The following is a 23,412-nucleotide window of genomic DNA, read 5'->3' on the forward strand; positions in this document are numbered from 1 at the left end:
AAAGTGACAACGGCAGCCAATCAGGATGATGGCGCGGGATTTACCAATCCCGGTTTGGAAGATGTGCTTGATATCCGCACGGAGAATGGCTCCTCCGCTGCGGGAGAAGCTGATTCTGGTGCCGCAAAATCACCCGGAGCCTCCCCGTCTGCCGTTCCCCAATCTATTGCCACCCAGGTTTTCACCAACATTCAAAATGTCATTGGCAGCGCCTATAACGATGTGCTGATTGCCGATGACCAGACGCTGAGCCTGAATGGCGGTGCCGGGAATGATACGCTTGTTGCAGGTGAAGGCAGCGATCATTTGACGGGTGGTTCGGGCCGTGACCTGTTTGTGTTGCAGCAGGGATTTGGCCAGACGACGATTACCGATTTTGACCCCTCGCAGGATTCATTGTCTTTTGGCGATGGCAGTATTGGTTCGGCCCAGGACCTCATCAGCCTTGCCCGTGAAGATGCAGGCAATGTCGTGATCACCCTGCCAAACGGCGATGTGCTTGTTCTGCAAAATCTCAGCCTGTCCGATTTGCAGACTGTTTCCATTATTGATGCGGGCAATGCTGTGGGCCTGGCCGATGGCAGCGCGGTTAACCTGCCTGACCTTTCCGCGCTTAATCCCATTCAGGGGACCGCCGGTGACGATGTTATCACCGGGACGTCGGGGGATGATGTCATCTCTGGCGGCGGTGGCAATGATGTCATTGATGGCGGTGCAGGGAATGATACCCTGTCCTATTGGGGACAGGTCGGGGGGGGCAAAGTCGATCTTGCCGCAGGCACGGCCAGCAGTTCCTCCGGGTCGGACACGGCATCGTTTTCCAATATCAGTAATGTTGCCGGTTCCAGCGGAGCGGACATTTTGCGCGGGGATGGCAACGACAATATCCTGTTAGGGGCCGGTGGCGACGATACTTTTTCGCCCGGCGGTGGCAACGACCGGATTGATGGCGGCACTGGCAACAATACTCTGGATTACAGCGATTCAACGGGCGGTGTTGTTGCCGATATGCGCTCTGGTCAGGGGGAAGTCACCAACAAAACCAATAGCCCCTCAAGCGATGGTGCTGCGGGTGATGCGCTGGAAAATAACAAAACCGGAAATGCCAACGTTGATCCGGTTGACAGCGGCGCCAATAGCGGCGGAACCGCTGGAAATGACGGGGCTGGCTCTGATGCCGGTAACACGGACGGACCGGGGGATACGTCTGGCAGTGCAGGCGATTCAACGTCGGGTGATGGTGCTGCGTCGGGTGAGTCGGGCAGTGACGCGACCGGTGGGTCTTCGGGGGAAGATACCACAGGATCGGGCACGACCGGCGGTGAAACCGGTTCCGGCGATACCACTTCGGGCGATAATGGTGGTAGCGAAACCAGCTCTGGCAGCGGCGATGCAGGTGGTTCGGGCAGCACGGATAATAGCGATGCTGGCTCGGATACCGGCAACACGGATGGATCGGGGGATACGTCTGGCAGTGCAGGCGATTCAACGTCGGGTGATGGTGCTGCGTCGGGTGAGTCGGGCAGTGACGCGACCGGTGGGTCTTCGGGGGATGATACCACAGGATCGGGCACGACCGGCGGTGAAACCGGTTCCGGCGATACCACTTCGGGCGATAATGGTGGTAGCGAAACCAGCTCTGGCAGCGGCGATGCAGGTGGTTCGGGCAGCACGGATAATAGCGATGCTGGCTCGGATACCGGCAACACGGATGGATCGGGGGATACGTCTGGCAGTGCAGGCGATTCAACGTCGGGTGATGGTGCTGCGTCGGGTGAGTCGGGCAGTGACGCGACCGGTGGGTCTTCGGGGGATGACACCACAGGGTCCGGCACGACCGGCGGAGAAACCGGATCAAGCGACAATAGCGGCACCGAAACGGGCTCTGGCAGCGGCGATGCAGGTGGTTCGGACGGCACGGAAAACAACGGTGCGGGTTCGGATAGCGGCAACACGGACGGATCGGGGGATACGTCTGGCAGTGCAGGCGATGCAACGTCAGGTGACGGTACTGCATCCGGTGAGTCGGGCAGTGACGCGACCGGTGGGTCTTCGGGGGAAGACACCACAGGCTCCGGCACGACCGGCGGTGAAACCGGATCAAGCGACAATAGCGGCACCGAAACGGGCTCTGGCAGCGGCGATGCAGGTGGTTCGGACGGCACGGAAAACAACGGTGCTGGCTCGGATAGCAGCAACACGGACGGATCGGGGGATACGTCTGGCAGTGCAGGCGATGCAACGTCAGGTGACGGTACTGCGTCGGGTGAGTCGGGCGGTGACGCGACCGGTGGGTCTTCGGGGGATGACACCACAGGGTCCGGCACGACCGGCGGAGAAACCGGATCAAGCGACAATGGCGGCACCGAAACGGGCTCTGGCAGCGGCGATGCGGGTGGTTCGGACGGCACGGAAAACAACGGTGCGGGTTCGGATAGCGGCAACACGGACGGATCGGGGGATACGTCCGGCAGTGCAGGCGATGCAACATCGGGTGATGGTGACGGTACTGCGTCGGGTGAGTCGGGCAGTGACGCGACCAGTGGGTCTTCGGGGGATGACACCACAGGGTCCGGCACGACCGGCGGAGAAACCGGATCAAGCGACAATGGCGGCACCGAAACGGGCTCTGGCAGCGGCGATGCGGGTGGTTCGGACGGCACGGAAAACAACGGTGCGGGTTCGGATAGCGGCAACACGGACGGATCGGGGGATACGTCCGGCAGTGCAGGCGATGCAACATCGGGTGATGGTGACGGTACTGCGTCGGGTGAGTCGGGCAGTGACGCGACCAGTGGGTCTTCGGGGGATGACACCACAGGGTCCGGCACGACCGGCGGAGAAACCGGATCAAGCGACAATAGCGGCACCGAAACGGGCTCTGGCAGCGGCGATGCAGGTGGTTCGGACGGCACGGAAAACAACGGTGCTGGCTCGGATAGCAGCAACACGGACGGATCGGGGGATACGTCTGGCAGTGCAGGCGATGCAACGTCAGGTGACGGTACTGCGTCGGGTGAGTCGGGCGGTGACGCGACCGGTGGGTCTTCGGGGGATGACACCACAGGGTCCGGCACGACCGGCGGAGAAACCGGATCAAGCGACAATGGCGGCACCGAAACGGGCTCTGGCAGCGGCGATGCGGGTGGTTCGGACGGCGCGGAAAACAACGGTGCGGGTTCGGATAGCGGCAACACGGATGGATCGGGGGAGACGTCCGGCAATACAGGCGATGCAACGTCAGGTGATGGTACTGCGTCGGGTGAGTCGGGCAGTGACGCGACCAGTGGGTCTTCGGGGGAGGACACGACGGGTTCGGATGCGACGGGCGATGATGCGGGCACTGAAAGCGGGGCTGGCGATGCGTCTGGGGATACATCTGGCAGTGCGGGTGATGAAACGTCTGATGATGGCTCCGCCGGTGGCGAGACCGGCCAGAGCGACAGCGGCAATGCGCAGGCCGAAGATGGTTCGGATGGCACAGACGGCACGACGCAAAACGATAATGAGCCGACCCGCGGGCGCGATGTTGTGCATGGCAGCACCGGGGCCGATACCCTCGCCGGTGCTGATGGTGATGACACGCTGAAAGGCGGGGATGGCGACGACGTTCTCGATGGTGGCAATGGCAACGACATTTTGCAGGGCGGCGACGGGAATGACACAGCCGTCGGTGGCAATGGCGATGACGTTTTGCAGGGTGGCGATGGCGACGATCTGCTGGACGGCGGTGCGGGCAATGACATCGTTCAGGGCGGGGCTGGTAATGACAGCCTGATTGGCGGCACCGGTGATGACGTTGTTCAGGGCGGGGCTGGCGACGATTATTTGCGCGGCGGTCTGGGTGATGACCAGCTACAGGGCGGCGCCGGGACCGATACGGTTGATTATAGCGACGCTGTTTCCGGTGTGCGGGTTGACCTGGCTCATGAAACCGCCACGGGTGGTGCGGGCAATGATATTGTCCAGATGGTTGAAAATGTCCAGGGTTCCGCCTTTGACGACCATTTGACCGGCGATGATGGCAATAACGTGCTGTCGGGTGGGGATGGCATTGACACCCTGACCGGCGGGGCGGGCGACGATACCCTGACCGGCGGTGCCGGGGTGGATGACATTCAACTGACCGAAGGTTTTGGCAACGATACGGTAACTGATTTTGAAGTCGGGGCCGATATTATTGACCTGTCACGTCTGGCGGTACCGGATTTTGCCACCCTGCAGGGCATGATGCAGGATGACGGCAACGGCAATACCGTGATTGATTTTGGCGATGACGGTACGCTGACGCTGCAAAATGTTGAATCATCGAGCCTGACCCAGGACAGCTTCCGTGGCTTTGGCCGGATCTTTGCCGATGATGCCGACGATACGGTGGCGGGGACCGGAGGCGACGATGCTATTTATGGTTTCGAGGGTGACGATACCCTGCAGGGCGGCGAAGGCAATGATGTGCTGTCTGGCGGGGATGGCAACGATACCCTAAGCGGCGGATCGGGCGATGATACCCTGCGCGGCGAAGAGGGTACTGATACAGTTGATTATTCCGATGCGCCGGGCAGTGTGACCGTTGACCTGGCCGCAGGCACCGCAACGGGTGCGGCGGGTAATGATGTGCTGGACCGCATTGAAAACGTCATTGGGTCGGATTTTGACGATACCATTACGGGGGATGATGGTGTTAACCAGCTTCAGGGTGGGGCTGGCGATGATGTGATCACCGGGGCTGGTGGCAATGATGTGCTGGATGGCGGAGCCGGGAATGATACCTTCTTTGGCGAAGCTGGCAATGACACCTATATTGGCGGCAGTGGGACCGATACCCTTGATCTGAGCGCGCGGGAAGCCGCACAGAACGTTGACTTGAACGCCGGGACAGCCACGGACAGTGCCACGGGCGAGGTTGATCGCCTGAGCGGTATTGAAAACATCACGACCGGCAGTGGTAATGATGTCGTTATAGGCAATAGTGCGGATAACGTCATTCAGACCGGCGCTGGCGATGACGTGCTGTCGGGCGGTGGCGGCAACGATGTGCTCGACGGTGGCGAAGGCAATGACACCGTCAGCTATGCGGGTGGCGAGGCGGTTCATGTTGATCTGGCAGCAGGCACGGCTGATCTGGCATCGGGCCATCAGACACTTTTCAATATTGAAAATGTCATCGGGTCAAATGGCGATGACATTATTGCCGGGAATGAGGACGATAATATCCTTGCGGGTGGTGCCGGTAACGACACCCTGAGCGGCGGGGGTGGCGATGATACCCTGCAGGGTGGTTCGGGCTCCGATACGGTTGATTATTCGGCCAGCACTGCGGATTTGGCGATCAATCTTGCCGATGGAACCGCCACTGGCGAGGGCAATGACACCTTGTCGGGCATTGAAAATGTGATTGCCGGCAGTGGTGATGACATCATTCATGGTGATGGCGGGGCCAATACTATCGATGCCGGAGCTGGCAATGATACGGTCTTTGGCAGTGCAGGTTCGGATGTACTCGAGGGTGGCAGCGGTCGAGATACCCTGTCCTTTGGCGATGTTGATGGCGTGAGCCTCGATATTGGCAATGGTACGGCCACTGTTGGCGGTGATGTTACCCGTTTCTCGGGTTTTGAAGAATATGAGGGCTCCGCCGGGGCTGATACCCTGGTTGGTGGCGATGGCAGTGATACCATCCGCGCCGGGGCGGGCAACGACACCCTTGATGGCGGGGCTGGTGATGACGTGCTGTCGGGCGGGGCCGGGGCGGATACATTTGTTGTCTCGGCCGAGAGCGGCAATGACCTGATTACCGATTTTGACCCGAGCCAGGATGTGCTGGACCTTCAGGGGCTGGACGGGCTGGAGCTGTTTTCCGACGTTGCGCCGATGATTGGCGAAAATGCCGATGGCTTTGCCACCATTACCGTGGGCGATAGCGTCATTACGCTGGAAAATGTCAGCCCGGATGACCTGACATACCGGAATTTTGCCGGTATTCGCTCGCTGGAGGGCACGCCGGATGCCGATATTCTGAACGGCACCGATCGCAGCGATGTGATTGATGGTCTGGCATCAGATGACACGATTAACGGTTTTGCCGGGAATGACAGCCTGATCGGTGGCGACGGCAATGACACGATCAGCGGCGGTGATGGCAATGACATGATTTCGGCCGGCGACGGCAACGACGTCGTTTCGGGTGATGCAGGTAACGACATCATTGATGGTGGTGCGGGCAATGATTCCCTGTCGGGGGATGACGGTGCCGATACCATCGCTGCAGGGGATGGCAGTGACGTTATTTCCGGTGGTGCCGGTGACGATATTATTGATGGTGGCGATGGTACTGACACAGCGACATATCGCAACGCCACGGGTAGCGTGAATGTCAGCCTTGCAGATGGTACCGCCACTGGTGCCGCCGGGAATGACAGCCTGAGCAATATCGAAAACCTGGATGGTTCCGGTTTTGATGACATTCTCTCAGGCGATGCCGGGGACAATATTCTGTCGGGCAATGCTGGTAATGACACCCTGTATGGCGGGGCTGGTGATGACGTGCTGCGGGGCGGCACGGGCAGTGATAATGCCGATTACAGTGATGCCGATGGTTCGGTGAATGTGGACTTGACCGCTGGAACAGCCACCGGGGCCGCGGGCAATGACACCCTGAGCGACATTGAGAATGTAACCGCCGGTAATGGCGACGACATTTTGCAGGGGAATGATCAGGCCAATATCCTGTCGGGTGGGGCCGGGAATGACACCCTTTCGGGCGCTGAAGGGAATGATACCCTGATTGGTGGTGCCGGGGCCGATACGCTGGCGGGTGGTGCTGGCGATGATATGCTTACCGGTGGCAGCGGTGCCGACCAGTTTGTGTTCGGGCCGGATGAAGGCAACGACACGATTACCGATTTCAATCCGGCAGAAGACATGATCGATCTGTCGGGCTTTGGTCTGCCGAACTGGGAAGCCTTGCGCCTGGCCATTGGCAGCAATGAGGCCGGAGATGCGGTTATTCGCCTGGATGGGCAGGAACTGACCCTGACCGGTGTGTCGCCCGATGCGCTGAGTGCCGCGAATTTCAACGATATTGCCTCGCTGGGGGCTACCGAAAATGCCGACACCCTCACCGGTACCGATTTTGCCGAAATGATTGATGGCCTGGCCGGGGATGACGTGATTTCCGGCGGTGGCGGGGACGATGTTATCCTGGGTGGTGCGGGTAATGATACGCTTGAGGGCGGTGCGGGCAATGACAGCCTGGATGGCGGTAGCGGACAGGATATGGTCGATTATGCGTCCGGGCGCGGGGTTACGGTTAATCTGGCGGATGGCACGGCGACCCTGCAGGGGGGCGAAACCGATAGTCTGACCTCGATCGAGGATGTGAACGGGTCGTCCTCGGCCGATACGATCATTGGCAATGATGCTGACAATACGCTTTTGGGCAATGCCGGGAATGACAGTCTTTCCGGTGGTGCTGGCAATGACATGCTTTCGGGGGGAGACGGTGCAGACCGCCTGGATGGGGGCACCGGCAATGATACCCTGGACGGTGGTGCGGGCAATGACACCCTTTCGGCCGGGGCGGGTGATGACAGCCTGTCGGGCGGGGCGGGCGACGACCTGCTGCGTGGCGGTGCGGGTAATGACAGCATCGATGGCGGCGACGGCAACGATACGGTTACCTTTGACGATGCCAGCGGCGGTGTAACTGCTGACCTTGTGACGGGCCAGGCCACCGGGGTTGATGGCACGGATAGCCTTCGCAATATCGAAAATCTGACCGGGTCGGATTTTGACGATGTGCTGGCCGGGGATGACCAGAACAATGTTCTGTCGGGCGGTGCTGGCAATGATGTGCTTGACGGGCGTGGTGGAGACGATACCCTTTCGGGCGGGCTGGGCGATGACACGATTACGGGCGGCGCGGGGAACGATACCGTCAGCTATGAAAATGCTGGCAATGAGGGTGTGACGGTTGACCTCGCGGCCGGAACGGCAAGTGGTGCCGATGGCAATGATACCCTAAGCGGCATTGAAAACATTACCGGATCGGACGGAAGCGACGTTTTGACCGGTGATGACGGGGTCAATGTGATCTCGGCAGGCGCAGGGGACGACACCTTGCGCGGCGGGGCCGGGGATGACACCCTTTCGGGCGGTGACGGGGCGGACCTGTATAAGGTTGCGGCGAATGACGGGCATGACGTTGTTACCGATTTCAATGTCGCAACCGACCGTATCGATGTGGGTGAACTGGACGTTGATACCTATGGTCGCCTGCGCGAAAACATGACCGTCGATGGTGACGGCAATCTGGTGATTGACCTGGGTGACGGCACCAGCATGACCCTGCAGGGTGTGGGTCTGGACGATATTTCGGCATCCAATTTTGTCGGTATTCACGATATTTCCGGCACGTCGGGCGATGATATCCTGATCGGAACGTCTGGCAATGACACCATGTCGGGCCTGGAAGGCAATGACACCCTGATCGGCCTGGATGGTGATGATTTCATGCTGGGCGGGGATGGTGATGACCAGCTGACCGGCGGGGCCGGGAACGATTTCATCGATGGGGGCGCGGGGACTGATACCGCCCATTATGATGATGCCAATGGGAATGTAACCGTCGATCTGGCGCAGGGAACGGCCAGCGGTGCCGAGGGGAGCGACACCCTGACCGGCATTGAAAATGTGGTTGCCGGTGCCGGCAACCACATTTTGCGCGGTGATGGCGGCAGCAATATTCTCGATGGTGGTGCCGGGGACGATACGCTGGCTGGTGCAGGCGGCGACGATACCCTGTTTGGCGGGAGCGGCAAGGATATGGCCGATTACCGTGCGGCAGGCGGGTCGGTAAATGTTGATCTGGAAAACATGACCGCCACCGGGGCAGATGGCAACGATACCCTGGTCAATATCGAGGATATTTCCGGCAGCCAGTTTAACGATATTCTGGCCGGCAGCACGGTGGATAACGTGATTTCCGCCAATAATGGTGATGACACGATTATTGGCAGTGAAGGCAATGATACCCTGCGGGGTGGGGCGGGAACGGACACCGTTGCTTATGGTAATGCCAGCGGGGCGATGACCATTAACCTGGCGCAGAGTACCGCGACCGGGATGGGCACCGACAGTCTTGAATCGATTGAAAATGCCAGCGGGTCGCGGTTTAACGACACCATAACGGGGGATAAACAGGCCAATATCCTAAGCGGTCTTGACGGCAATGATACCCTGTCGGGCGGCGAGGGTGATGACACCCTGCTGGGCGGTGCTGGCGATGACATGCTTGATGGCGGTGCCGGTTCGGATGTGATCGATGGTGGCGATGGCGTTGATACCGTCAGCTATGCCGGTGAACAGGGCAAGGGTGTTGTCGCCGATCTTTCGCTTGGCACCGCTGTTACGACAAGTGGTACCGACAGCCTGAGCAATATCGAAAACCTGATTGGTTCGGCCGGGAATGACATTCTGGGCGGTAACGATGCCACCAATACGCTGTCAGGCGGGGCGGGGAATGACACGCTGCTGGGCAGTGCTGGCGATGACGTATTGCAGGGTGGCGCAGGCAATGACACGGTTGATTATGGCAATGTCGGTTCCGGGGTGAATGTTGATCTGGCGGATGGCACGGCCATTGGTGACTTTGGCAACCAGACGCTTGACAGTATTGAAAATGTAACCGGCAGCGCGTTTGACGACCAGCTTTCGGGGACCAGTGCGGCCAATATCATGCGTGGTGGTGCCGGGAATGACACCATCAATGCCCTGGGCGGCAACGATACTGTTTTCGGCGGTGAAGGTAACGATACCATCGATGCCGGGGCGGGGAATGACACCGTTTCGGGTGGTGCTGGCGACGATATTCTTGATGGCGGTACTGGCAACGATACCCTGGATTATAGTGCTGCCAATGGGGCGGTAAATGTTGATCTGGCGGCGGGAACCGCCAGCGGTGCCGATGGCAATGATGTTGTGTCCGGTTTTGAAAATGTCATCGGCTCGGGTTTTGATGATGTTCTGGCCGGTAACGATGCCAATAACGTGCTTTCGGGCGGGGAGGGCGACGATACGCTGACCGGCGGTGCGGGCAATGACATCCTGGATGGCGGGGCGGGGGATGACCGCTTCCTTGGCGAAGCGGGGGATGATTCCTATATCGGCGGCGAAGGCCACGATGTGCTGGATTACAGCGATGCCAATGGCGGGCTGAATATCAACCTGGATACATTAACGGCCAGCGGTGGCGATATCGGCCAGGACCATTTTAGCGGGATCGAGGAAGTTATCGGGTCCGATTATGCCGATACCTTTAGCGGCAGTGCTGCTGCCGATACCCTGCATGCCGGGGCTGGCAATGACACCATTTCGGGTGGGGCCGGCAATGATGTGCTGGTTGGCGATGCCGGCGATGACTTTTTGCGTGGCGGGGCCGGGGCCGACACCATTGATGGCGGCGATGGCATTGATACTGTCAGTTACGATACAGCAACTTCGGGCGTAACAGGCGACCTTTCCACCGGGCAGGTCAGCGGCGGTGATTCCGACCGTCTGATCAATGTTGAAAATATTGATGGTTCGGCCTTTGACGACGTGCTGAGCGGCGATAGCGGCGATAACGTCCTGACCGGTGGGGCAGGCAATGACATATTGTCGGGTGGTGCCGGGAATGACGTGCTGCTGGGCGGTGCCGGTGACGACACGCTTTCGGGGGGTGCGGGTGTTGACACCCTGGATGGTGGCGCGGGCGTTGATACACTTGATATATCGGCCCAGGGCGGTGACCAGGTTGTTGATCTGGCAGCAGGCACAGTGACCATTGACGGTGAGACCGACAGCATCGCCAATATTGAAAACATCACCACCGGGGATGGTAACGATATTATCACCGGGGATGATGGTGCCAACGTGATTATGGCCGGTGCCGGTGACGACACGATTGATGGCGGGGACGGCATTGATACCGCGTCCTATCGCAATGTTGACGGATCGGTCATGGTGGATATGTCCGCCGGTACGGTCAGTGGCAGCCAGGCCGGGCTCGACCAGCTCAGCAATATTGAAATTGTTGAAGGTACGGACAATGCCGACAGCTTCCTCGGCAGTTCGGGCAGCGATACCTTTATCGGCGGTGCCGGGGATGACTGGTTTGATGCCGGTACTGGCGATGACCGCCTCACGCTGGGGGCGGGCAAGGATACGGTTGTCTTTAATCCCGGTGATGGCAACGACACGATTACCGATTTCGAGGTTGGCGGCGATGTTATTGACCTGACGGCCTTTAACATTGGTGGCTTTGATGCCCTGAAATCGATGTTTGGCACCGATGCCAACGGGAATCTGACCATCAGCCTGAATGGCCGTGACAGCATCACGCTTCTGAATGTCAATGCCGACAGCCTGAGCGCGGATAACTTCAAGGGTGTTGATGTTCAGCTTGGCACCGATGAGGTCGATATCCTGACCGGCACCGATGGCAGCGATGTGATCAATGCGCTGGACGGGGATGATACCGTTTCGGCAGGCCTGGGCGATGACCGCGTTATTGGCGGCGGCGGCAATGATACCCTGGATGGTGGCGCGGGGAATGATACCCTGGCCGGGGGGGCGGGTGATGATGACCTGCAAGGGGGCGACGGCATTGATACCGCCGATTACGCCAATGAAAGCCGCGGTATTTCGGCCAGCCTGCAGGACAATACCGTTACCGGCGGGGACGGGAATGATACCCTTGATGGCATTGAAAACATTACCGGCACGGTGTTTGAAGATACCCTGCAAGGTGATGCAGGCGATAACGTCCTAAGCGGTCTTTCGGGCGATGATGTGCTGGAAGGTGGCGAGGGCAACGACACCCTTTTGGGCGGTGATGGCAGCGATACGGCCGATTTCTCGGCCGCCAATCAGGGTGTTCATGTTGATCTGGGCCAAGGTACTGCCACCGGCCAGGGCACTGATACGCTAGATAGCGTCGAGAATGTTACGGGTTCGGATTTCAATGATGTGATTGTTGGCTCGTCGGCGGACAACACCATCATGGCTGGCGGTGGTAATGACGCCATTGATACCGGTGATGGTGATGACGTGATTGATGCCGGATCGGGTGCCGATGACATCAATGCCGGGGCCGGTAACGACACCATTGCGGGTGGTGCGGGCGATGACGCGATCGATGCCGGGGCGGGCAACGACACCCTGCGCGGCGGCGAGGGTGATGACGTTCTGCAGGGCAATGACGGGCAGGACTGGATTTACGGTGATGCCGGGGACGACATCATTGATGGCGGCGAGGGCGACCATGACACGGCGGACTATTCCGAAGTCGATGGCCCGGTTGTTGTTGACCTGAAAAACCAGTATGCCACCGGTGCCGGGGGCAATGATATTGTGCGCAATATCGAACATGTGATTGGCACCGACTATGCCGATACCCTGATTGGCAGCGATGGTGTGACCACACTGGATGGCGGGTCGGGCGATGACACCCTGATCGGCGGGGCGTCCGATGACGTGATCATTACCGGCGATGGCAATGATATGGTTGTCGTTAAGCCCGGTGGCGGTAGCGACAATGTTGTCGATTTTGACCCCGAACATGACAAAATCGACCTTTCGGCCTATGGCATTGAAACCTATGAAGAACTGTCGGATCGGATATTTACCGATGCGTCGGGCAATGTGGTTATTTCCCTCTCTCCTGATGAAACCCTGACCCTTGAAGGCGTTGATATCAACGATCTGGGGCCGGGTAATTTCTATGGCTATAGCACCATCGAAGGGACCGAATTTGATGATGTCCTGAATGGCAGCCAGCTTGGCGATGAGATTAATGCGCTGGCTGGTGATGACGTTATCGATGGCAAAAATGGTGATGATGTTATTAATGCCGGTGCGGGTGATGATACCCTGATTGGCGGCGCGGGTGACGATACGTTGCGCGGTGGCGAAGGCAACGATACCGCCGATTACAGTGCCGAGAATGACCCGGTTACGGTTGATCTTGCGGCTGGTACGGCAAGCGGTGCCGCGGGTAATGACGTTCTGGACAGCATTGAAAATGCGACCGGCGGGGCGGGCGATGACGTTCTGACTGGCGATGAAAACGCCAATATTCTGGATGGCGGTGCCGGGGATGATACGGTTCTGGGCGCTGGTGGCGATGATACGCTGATTGGCGGCGTGGGTAACGACACCGTTTCTTACGAAGATGCCCAGGGTGGTGTCACGGTTGATCTGGCTGCCGGAACCGCGACAGGGGCGGCGGGGAACGATACCCTGTCGGGCTTTGAAAATGTTGACGGTTCGGATTTTGACGACACCCTAAACGGTAATGACCAGGATAACGTTATTTCCGGTGGCGCCGGGGATGACAAGCTTTCGGGCGGTGCAGGCAACGACACCCTTTTGGGCGGCGCGGGCAACGACACCCTGCAAGCCGGTAGCGGCGATGACACGCTGGTCGGTGGCGATGGCCGCGATATTGCCGATTATAGTGATCGCACCACGCCGGTTGAGGCCGACCTGGCCGATGGCACGGCCAATACGGCAGACGGTAACGATACCCTGACGGACATTGAAGGTCTGACCGGTGGCGCCGGGGATGATACCCTTGCCGGGTCGAATGGCGATAATGTGCTGACCGGTGGGGCAGGCGATGACAGCCTGTTTGGCCGTGATGGTGCCGATACCCTGGCCGGTGGCCTGGGGGCCGACCTGATTGATGCCGGGGCGGGTGATGACGTCCTGAAATTTGAAGGTGATGCCGTTGCCGATGAAGGTGACAGCACGGACAATGTTGGCAGTCCGACCCATGCGGGCACGGGCGAAATTGCCGATATTTCCGGCAAAAACCTGTCGGCTGACAGCTTTGTTGGTGGCGAGGGCAACGACACCCTGGTGGCGGGGGATGGCGATGATGCCATTATCCTGGATCGCGACCATGCCAATGGCGGCGCGTACCAGCCATCGATTGTCGATATTGAAAATATCCAGGCCGGTGACGGCAACGACGTTGTTGACCTGACCAGCGAAAAATTCAGCTATGGCAATGTCACCATCGATGGCGGTGCGGGCGATGATGTGCTGTGGGCCAATGATGGCGATGATGTTATTTCGGGCGGAACCGGCAATGACACCATTCGCGGCGGGGCCGGGGATGACACCATCGATGGCGGCGAAGGCAATGATACGCTTGCCGGTGATGCCGGGAATGACACCCTGAAGGGTGGTGCCGGTGACGATACCCTTGCGGGCGGCACTGGTGATGACGTGCTGGATGGTGGCGCGGGCGATGATGTGCTGCTGGGCGGCGAGGGTGTCGATACCCTGCTGGGCGGCGCTGGCAACGACCAGTTGGATGGCGGCACCGGCAATGATGTGATTGACGGTGGTGCTGGCGATGATGTGATTAAAGCCGGTGCCGGGGATGATGTGCTTTCGGGTGGTGAGGGCCGCGATACCCTGGATATGGGCGATGCCCACGGCGCACAGATTGACCTTGCCGCCGGGACGGCATCGTCCGATGCCACGGGCACGGACAGCATTGATGGCTTTGAAAATGTGACTGCCACCGATGGGGATGACACCATTACCGGCAGTGATGATGCCAACACCATTGATGCCGGGGCAGGCAATGATACCATTTCTGCCGGGGCGGGTGATGACCATGTCATGGCGGGCAGCGGCGATGACGTGGTGGCAATTGATGCCGGTGACGATACCCTTGAAGGTGGCGACGGCGTTGATACGCTTGACCTTTCAAATGCGCAGGGCGATGTAACGGTTGGCCTTGCCGCCGGGACCGCCAATGGCGATCAAACCGGGTCGGACAAGATCAGCGGGTTTGAAAACATTACCGGGTCCGCACAGAATGACCAGCTTACCGGTGATGCCGGAGCCAATACCATCGACGGTGGTGCGGGTGACGACAGCCTGGATGGTGGCGCCGGGGATGACCGTCTGTTGGGCGGTGATGGCAATGACGTCATTGATGGTGGAGCCGGAAATGATGTGCTTACCGGCGGGGCCGGGAATGACACATTTGTTTTTGGCGATGGCACCGATCAAGACATCGTGACCGACTTTACGCCAGGCGAAGATGTGATTTCCCTGCCCGACAGCAACGTTACTACCTGGGCTGAACTGCAGCCATTTTTGGGCAGCAATGATGCCGGTGATGCGGTGATTACCCTGCCGATGGGCGGAACGGTAACGCTGAGCGGTGTGGCCCTGGAAAACCTGAATGCCGATTGTTTCGTTGGTGTTGGCAACAGTGCCACCGAGGGGGATGATTCCCTGGATGGTAGCAGCGGTGATGACACCATTGATGCCGGTTCGGGCGACGATACCCTGAGCGGTGGCGATGGCAGCGACACGCTGGGCGGTGATGCCGGTGACGATACCATCGATGGTGGTGACGGGAATGACAGCTTGGGCGGCGGCGATGGTTCCGACACGCTGGATGGCGGGTCTGGTGACGACACCATCGACGGCGGCAGTGGCGATGACACGGTTGCGGGCGGCGATGGCAACGACACGCTGGGCGGCGGCGAAGGCCGCGATACCGTTTCCGGCGGTGCCGGCGACGATGTCCTGAAATTTGAACATGATCATACCGGCACAAATGCGGACAGCACCAACAATGTTGGGAGCCCTGGCGTTGCCGGAACCGGTGACGTTGCCAGCCTGAAGGATGCGGGCCTGAGCGACGATGTCTTTGACGGGGGTGAAGGTGTTGACACCCTGATGGGCACATCGGGCAAGGATGCGATTATCCTTGATAATGATCACAGCGCAGGCAGCACCGGCACCCCGGGTATTGTTGATGTTGAAGTCATCAATACCGGCGCGGGCGATGACGTGGTGGACCTGACATCGTCCAAATTCGGCTATGGCGATGTTACGGTTGATGGCGGCACGGGCAACGATACGCTGTGGACCAACCAGGGCAACGACACCATTGCTGCCGGTGATGGCAATGATGCGGTACATGCCGGGGCCGGGAATGATACGGTTTTGGGCGGTGCCGGGAATGACAGCCTCAATGGTGGCGTCGGCGATGACAGCGTTGATGGTGGCCTTGGCAATGACAGCCTTGCCGGTGGTGATGGCAACGACATCCTGACCGGTGGTGCGGGTGACGACACCCTTGATGGCGGGGCTGGCAATGACAGCCTGTCGGGTGGCGATGGCCAGGACATTGTTGCCGATGGTGCCGGGAATGACGTTGTTTCGGGTGGTGCTGGCAATGACACGCTGGTGGCCGGTGCCGGGGATGATACCCTTTCGGGTGATGGCGGGTTTGATACCCTGGATATGTCCCAGGCGCAGTCCGGCGCGGTGGTGAACCTTGCCGATGGTACCGCGTCCTCGAACGAGACTGGTAATGATACCCTAAGCGGGATTGAGAATGTTACCGGCGGCGCCGGGCGTGACTTCCTGACCGGGAATGATGTTGGCAACCGCCTGGATGGCGGTGCCGGACATGACGTGATCACCGGTGGTGCCGGGGCCGACCATTTGATTGGCGGCAGCGGCAGTGACGTGCTTGATGGCGCAGCCGGAAATGACAGCATCGATGCCGGAACCGGCGATGACTGGGTTTATGCCGGTGCCGGTGATGATATCCTGAACGGCGATGCCGGGATCGATACCCTGGATATGAGCCGCGCTTCCGGTCCGGTCAGTGTCGACCTTGCCGCAGGCCAGGCCAGCAGTGCCTCGACCGGCAATGACACGGTTTCGGGGTTTGAAAATGTGGTTGGCGGTACCGGCAATGACACGCTTCTGGGCGGTGCCGGGGCCAATTCGCTGTTTGGTGGGGCCGGTGATGACCTGCTCGATGGTGGATTGGGCAATGACACCCTGACCGGTGGGGACGGAAACGATATTTTCCGCTTCGCTGATGGCACGGATCATGATGTTGTCACCGATTTCACACCGGGCGAAGATACCATTTCCCTGCCCGATAGCGGCTATGTCAGCTGGACGCAATTGCGCGAGCAGATGCATGATGACGGGCATGGCAATACCATCATCAACCTGCCAGCGGGCGGTACCATTCTGTTGCAGGGCGTGGCACTTGGCAGCCTGGGGGCGGATGATTTTGTCAATATCGCCGATGGCGGCACCAATTTTGACGATACCCTTGCCGGTGGCGAAGGGGATGACGAAATTGACGGCTTGGACGGGAATGACACCATTTCTGGCGGTAGCGGCGACGATACGCTGGGCGGTGATGCCGGAAACGACACCCTGTCGGGCGGGGCCGGTGACGACACGCTGAATGGCGGTGACGGCAATGACAGTCTGTCGGGCGATGCCGGGAATGATACATTGTCCGGTGGCGCCGGGGATGACAGCCTGTCGGGCGGCTCTGGCGATGACACGCTAAGCGGTGGTGACGGCAATGATACCCTGGGCGGAGGCGAAGGTACCGACCAGATCGACGGTGGTGCGGGCGATGACGTCCTGCAATTTAATGGCGATGATACAGCCCCGACGGGCACGACGACGGAAAACCAGGGCAGCCCGGGTGTCGCTGGCACGGGTGATCTGGCCGATATTGGCAATCATGCCATGAGCGCGGACAGCTTTGTCGGCGGAGAAGGCAACGATACCCTGCAGCTTTCGGGTGGCAATGATGCACTGGCGCTGGACGGCGCCAAACTGGGCCTGGGTGGGGATGGTGCAACCGAAACCCGCAATTTTGGCCTGACGGGTTCTGGCAGTGATGCGGAGGTCAAAGCGGCATGGTCGGGTGCCGGGCTTTATGCCTATGACTTTGGCGTGTCGGTCACGGATGAAAGTGGCAAGCTGAATCTGGCCGCCGGGACTGATGCCATCGCCTATGACAAATATGGTATTGGCAATAGCGGCGGGAAACCGGCCGGCGATCAGATCAACCATGATGCCCAGACCGGACAAAGCGAAAGCATCGTTGTTGATCTGGGGGCGAATTCCGTCCGGGCCACGGTGCAGGTTTCCAACATGATGCGCTCGGAACATGGCGGTGAAACCGGCAGTTGGCAGGCCTTTGATGCCGATGGCAACCTGGTTGCCACGGGCGAGCTGAATGGCGACACCATTCAGTACACCAATGGCAATACGGGCACGGCGGAAATTTCGGTGCTGGATGGCAGCGGCCACCCAATTGCCTTCCGTTATCTTTCCTTTGCCGCCGAACCCTATGCCGATGGCAGCCAGGGCAGTGATAGCAGCGATTATTTCGTGCGTTCGATCAGTTTTGATGCCCTGCCCGAAACACCAACGGGTGCGCAGATTGACGGCATTGAAAACATTTATGCCGGTGATGGCAATGATGTGGTTGATCTGACCAGCGACCATCTGTCCTATGGCGATGTCATGATTGATGGCGGCAATGGTAACGATACCCTGTGGGTCAATGCCGGGAATGACACGCTTTTGGGCGGTAATGGCAATGACAACCTTTATGGCGGTGCCGGGAATGATACGCTTGATGGCGGGTCGGGCAAGGATATGCTCGACGGGGCATCGGGCAACGATTACCTGATTGGCGGCGTTGGTGCCGATACCCTGCGCGGTGGCCTGGGGGATGATACCATCTATGGCGGTGGCGATACCGACACCGTTTTGTATGACGATGCCATTTCCGGTGTGAATGTGGATCTGTCGGCCAATACCGCCACCGGCGGGGCGGGCAATGACGTTCTGCAATATGTTGAAAATGTTGTCGGTTCCGACTTTGACGATACGATCACGGGTAATGGATCGGTCAATATCCTCGATGGTGGTGCCGGGAATGACACGCTGGCAGGCGGGGCCGGGAATGACACCCTGATTGGTGGCGATGGCCGCGATACGGCAGACTACAGTGCGTCTGATAGCCGGGTTGTTGCCAACCTTGCCAATGGTAGCGCGCAGATCGGGTCGGAAACGGATCGTCTGGTTTCGATCGAGGATCTTGTTGGTTCGTCGAAAAACGACATTCTGACCGGTAATGCCGGGGACAACCGCATTGATGGCGGGGCCGGAAACGACCAGCTCAATGGTGGTGATGGTGCCGACACCCTGATCGGGGGGGCGGGCGATGATACCCTGAGCGGCGGCACCGGTGCCGATATCCTTTCGGGCGATGCCGGAAATGATACCCTGTGGGGGGGCGACGGTGCCGACAGCCTTTCGGGCGGGGCGGATAATGACGTTCTGTCCGGCGATGGCGGCAATGACATTCTGGATGGCGGCGCAGGCGATGACCTTCTCTCCGGCGGGGCGGGGGATGACACTCTGTCTGGCGGGGACGGCAATGATGTGCTGGATGGTGGTGAAGGCAATGACATTGTTGATGGTGGTGCGGGCAATGACACCCTTATCGGCAGTGAAGGGGCCGATACCTTAATCGGGGGGGATGGCATCGATACCGTCGATTACAGCCATTCCGCCCAGGGTGTTGAGGTTTATCTGGGTGCAACCGATAGCCATGCCCGCAATACAGGTGCGGCCAATGAAGGCCTTACCGGTGATGCCGCGGGCGATATTCTGTCGGGGATTGAACGGGTGATTGCCTCTGCCCATGATGATTACATTTATGGCAACAGCCAGGATAATGTGGTTGATCTGGGCGATGGCAACGATGTTTTCGATAATATCGAAACCGATGTCAGTACTGACACCATCGATGGCGGCAATGGCAATGACACCATCTGGGTCGGGGCTGGCGACGATACCGTTTATGGCGGTGCCGGAGACGACATTTTGCATGGTGAAAACGGCAGTGACACCCTGTTTGGCGGTGATGGCCGCGATATCCTGAATGGCGGGTCCGGCAACGACGTCCTTGATGGCGGTGCGGGCGACGACACCTTTAATACGGGATCGGGGGCTGACCAGGTTGTTGTTACCAGTGTCGACGGCCACAAGGTTGTAACCGACTTTAACACCAGTGAAGACAGTGTTTCGCTGGCAGGTGTGGGCATTACCGAATGGTCGGACCTGGCCTCGCGCCTGTCCGAGGTGAATGGTGACCTGGTGATTGATCTGGGTGAAAACGGATCATTGACCCTGCGCGGTGTGCATCTGCGTGATATCACCGCCGATACCTTTGCCGATGTAAACGGATTTGTCGGGGCGACACCTTATGATGATGTGCTGTCGGGCACATCGGCGGGCGATTATATCGATGCACTGGCGGGCAATGACACGGTTTATGGCGGTGCCGGTGATGACACCCTGATCGGTAATGACGGCAACGATACCCTTTATGGCGGCAGCGACGATGACTGGATCGACGGGGAAGATGGCGAAGACAGCATTTCCGGCGGCGATGGCAATGACACGCTGTTTGGCGGTGCCGGGGATGATGTTATCGATGGTGAAGGCGGCCAGGATTATATCGACGGCAAGGATGGCAACGATCATTTGATCGGCGGGGCCGAAAGCGACACCCTTTTGGGTTCGGGCGGCAATGACCGGATCGAGGTCGGCGATGGCGACGATGTCGCTTCGGGCGGTGACAATGACGATGTGATCTTTGGCGGTGCCGGTAACGATACCCTGTCGGGTGACAATGGCAACGACACCCTTTCTGGTGGTGCCGGGAATGATACTCTGTTGGGCGGTGCCGGTGATGATACGCTGGATGGCGGGGTCGGAAATGACACCCTGACCGGCGGTGCGGGCAGCGATACCATTCTTCTCAGCGACAATGCGGGCAACAAGGTTGTGACCGACTTTACCATTGGCGAGGATAAAATCTCGCTGGCGGCGATGGGTATAACCGAATGGCATGATTTGGCCGATCACATGTCACAGGTTGGCAATGATGTTGTCATTGACCTTGACGGCGAGGGGACCCTGACCCTGCAGGGCATTGACCTTGATGATCTGTCGGCCGATGATTTTGACGGTGTAACCGGCAGCACAGGCCCGACCGAATATCGCGATGTGCTTTACGGCACCAGCAATGATGATTCCATCGCCGCCCTGGCAGGGGACGATACCGTTTATGGCCTGGGCGGGCAGGATACCCTGCGCGGGATGGATGGCAACGATACCCTGTATGGCGATGATGGCGACGACCGTCTGTATGGTGATCAGGGGAATGATCGCCTTGAAGGGGGTAGCGGCCAGGACCGCGTTTACGGTGGCGATGGCAACGATGTTTTGCTGGGCAATGATGGTGATGACAGCCTGTTGGGCGGCACCGGGGATGACACCCTTGATGGCGGCCAGGGCCAGGATCGTTTGTTTGGCGAGGATGGCAACGACACCATTTTGGGCGGTTCCGGTGATGATTCCATCAAAGGCGGCACCGGCCATGACCTGCTGGATGGCGGTGAAAATAATGACCGCATCTGGGGCGAGGATGGTGATGATACCCTGTATGGTCAGGCCGGTGATGACAGCCTGATGGGGGATAATGGCAACGACGTTCTGGATGGTGGCGATGGCAATGACCGCCTGTGGGGCGGCAATGGCGATGATACGCTGACGGGCGGGGCCGGAAATGACCGTCTTGATGGCGGATGGGGCCGGGATACGGCAAGCTATGCCAATTCCAGTGCTGCGGTTGCGGCAGATTTGTCGGTTCACACGGCCAATGGCGGGGCCGGTCAGGATTTCCTGAGCTCGATTGAAGATCTGATCGGATCGAATTTCTCTGATGCGCTATTTGGCGACGAAGGGGCCAATCTGCTGTCGGGCCTGAATGGCGATGACTTGCTGTCGGGCGGTGGCGGCGATGACGACCTTCTGGGCGGTGCCGGGAATGACACCCTGTGGGGTGGTTCGGGCGATGACCATCTGTTTGGTGGTGATGGCAGTGACACCTTGTGGGGCGGCAGCGGGCAGGACCAGCTTGATGCTGGTGCGGGCGATGACGTGCTGCAATATCATGATGATCAGGTTTGGGGTTACGGCAAAGTCGTGCATGATGCGGGCGACCCCAATGCCGCAGGCAGCGATGACCAGGTCAATCTGGCGGGGTATCATCAGTCCAACGATATTTTTGCGGGCGGCGAAGGCCACGACACGCTGGTGATGTCGTCGGGCAATGATGCGCTGATCCTGCATGACGATATGTCGGAACCGGGAACATCACCGCGTATTTCCGGTATCGAGGTGATCAATGCCGGGAACGGTAACGATATTGTTGATCTGACCAGTTCCACCAACAGCTATGGCGATGTCACCATTGATGGTGGCACGGGCGATGACGTTTTGTGGTCCAATGCCGGTAATGACGTGCTGATTGGCGGGGAAGGCAATGACACCCTGCATGGCGGCAGCGGCAATGACCAGCTTTCGGGCGGGGCCGGGCAGGATGTGCTTGATGGTGGCGCTGGCGATGACGTGTTGCAATATAACGCCGATGGTCACTGGGGCAATCAGTGGTATGCCCTGAATGACGGCGCACCGGGAGAAGACAGCCACAGTCATACGGGCGGCTGGGGGCATTTCTTCCATCATGGCAATGGGCATGGTCATGGTGATAGTGGCGATGCGGGCACCGGGGATCAGGTTAATCTGGATGGTTACAACCAGTCCAACGACATTTTTGAAGGTGGCAGCGGGCACGATACCCTGCAATTGACAAGTGGTAACGATGCCCTGTTCCTGGATGATACAACAAGTGATCCGGGCATTTCGCCGCGCATTTCCGGGATCGAGGTGATTGATGCCGGTGACGGCGACGACATTGTTGATCTGACCAGCCAGAACGAAAGCTATGGCGATGTAACGATCAATGGTGGCAATGGCAATGACGTGATCTGGTCCAATGCCGGTGATGATGTGTTAAGCGGCGGGGCCGGGAATGATACGCTTTATGGTGGCCTTGGCGATGATACCCTGAGTGGTGGTAGTGGCTGGGACCAGTTTGTGGCGGGGAATGTGACCGGCCATGACGTGATTACCGACTTTACCGAAGGCGAGGACATCATTGATCTGAGCGAATGGAACTATAGCAGTTTCAGCGAGATCGAAGCCGATATGCACCTTGATGCCAGCGGCCAGAATTTGGTGATTGATCTGGGCCATGATGCCTCGATCACGCTGATGGGCGTTGACCACACCCTGAAAGCGGATGATTTCAATTTCCACGGCTAGCGTGGCTATCGTCCAAGCTTAAAATATGAAACCCGCAGATGCCCGGCATTTGCGGGTTTTGTTTTGCCTTGTCCGTGATGCTGGTTGACCGGGCCAGTCTGACCTGTGAGTACGGGGCACTATTGCTGCAACGCAAAATAGTGGTGAGTGAAAAAGAATCGCTTTTTGCGCAAATTTACAAAGCAAATGTCGCAAAGTTCCGGTTTTTCCCATGTGCGTTCTGATACGGTTTTAAAAATTGACCACGGCGTTTTGGTTTTGTCCCGGTTTTGATGAAGGCTGATTCCTCTCGTTGCAGTCACAAGCCAGGTTTGACGGCAAGTT

At 58.9% G+C, this 23,412-nt stretch carries 1 protein-coding gene; it reads left to right on the forward strand.

Annotated features, from left to right (window positions below; genetic code table 11):
- Positions 1–3 precede the first annotated feature (3 nt).
- On the forward strand, positions 4–23,088 hold the full coding sequence (locus LF95_RS23540; protein WP_143182032.1) for a M10 family metallopeptidase C-terminal domain-containing protein: 23,085 nt from the start codon (positions 4–6) through the stop codon (positions 23,086–23,088).
- Positions 23,089–23,412: the final 324 nt, after the last annotated feature.

Origin of the sequence: Thalassospira sp. TSL5-1, assembly GCF_001907695.1 — a bacterium.
GTDB lineage: Bacteria > Pseudomonadota > Alphaproteobacteria > Rhodospirillales > Thalassospiraceae > Thalassospira.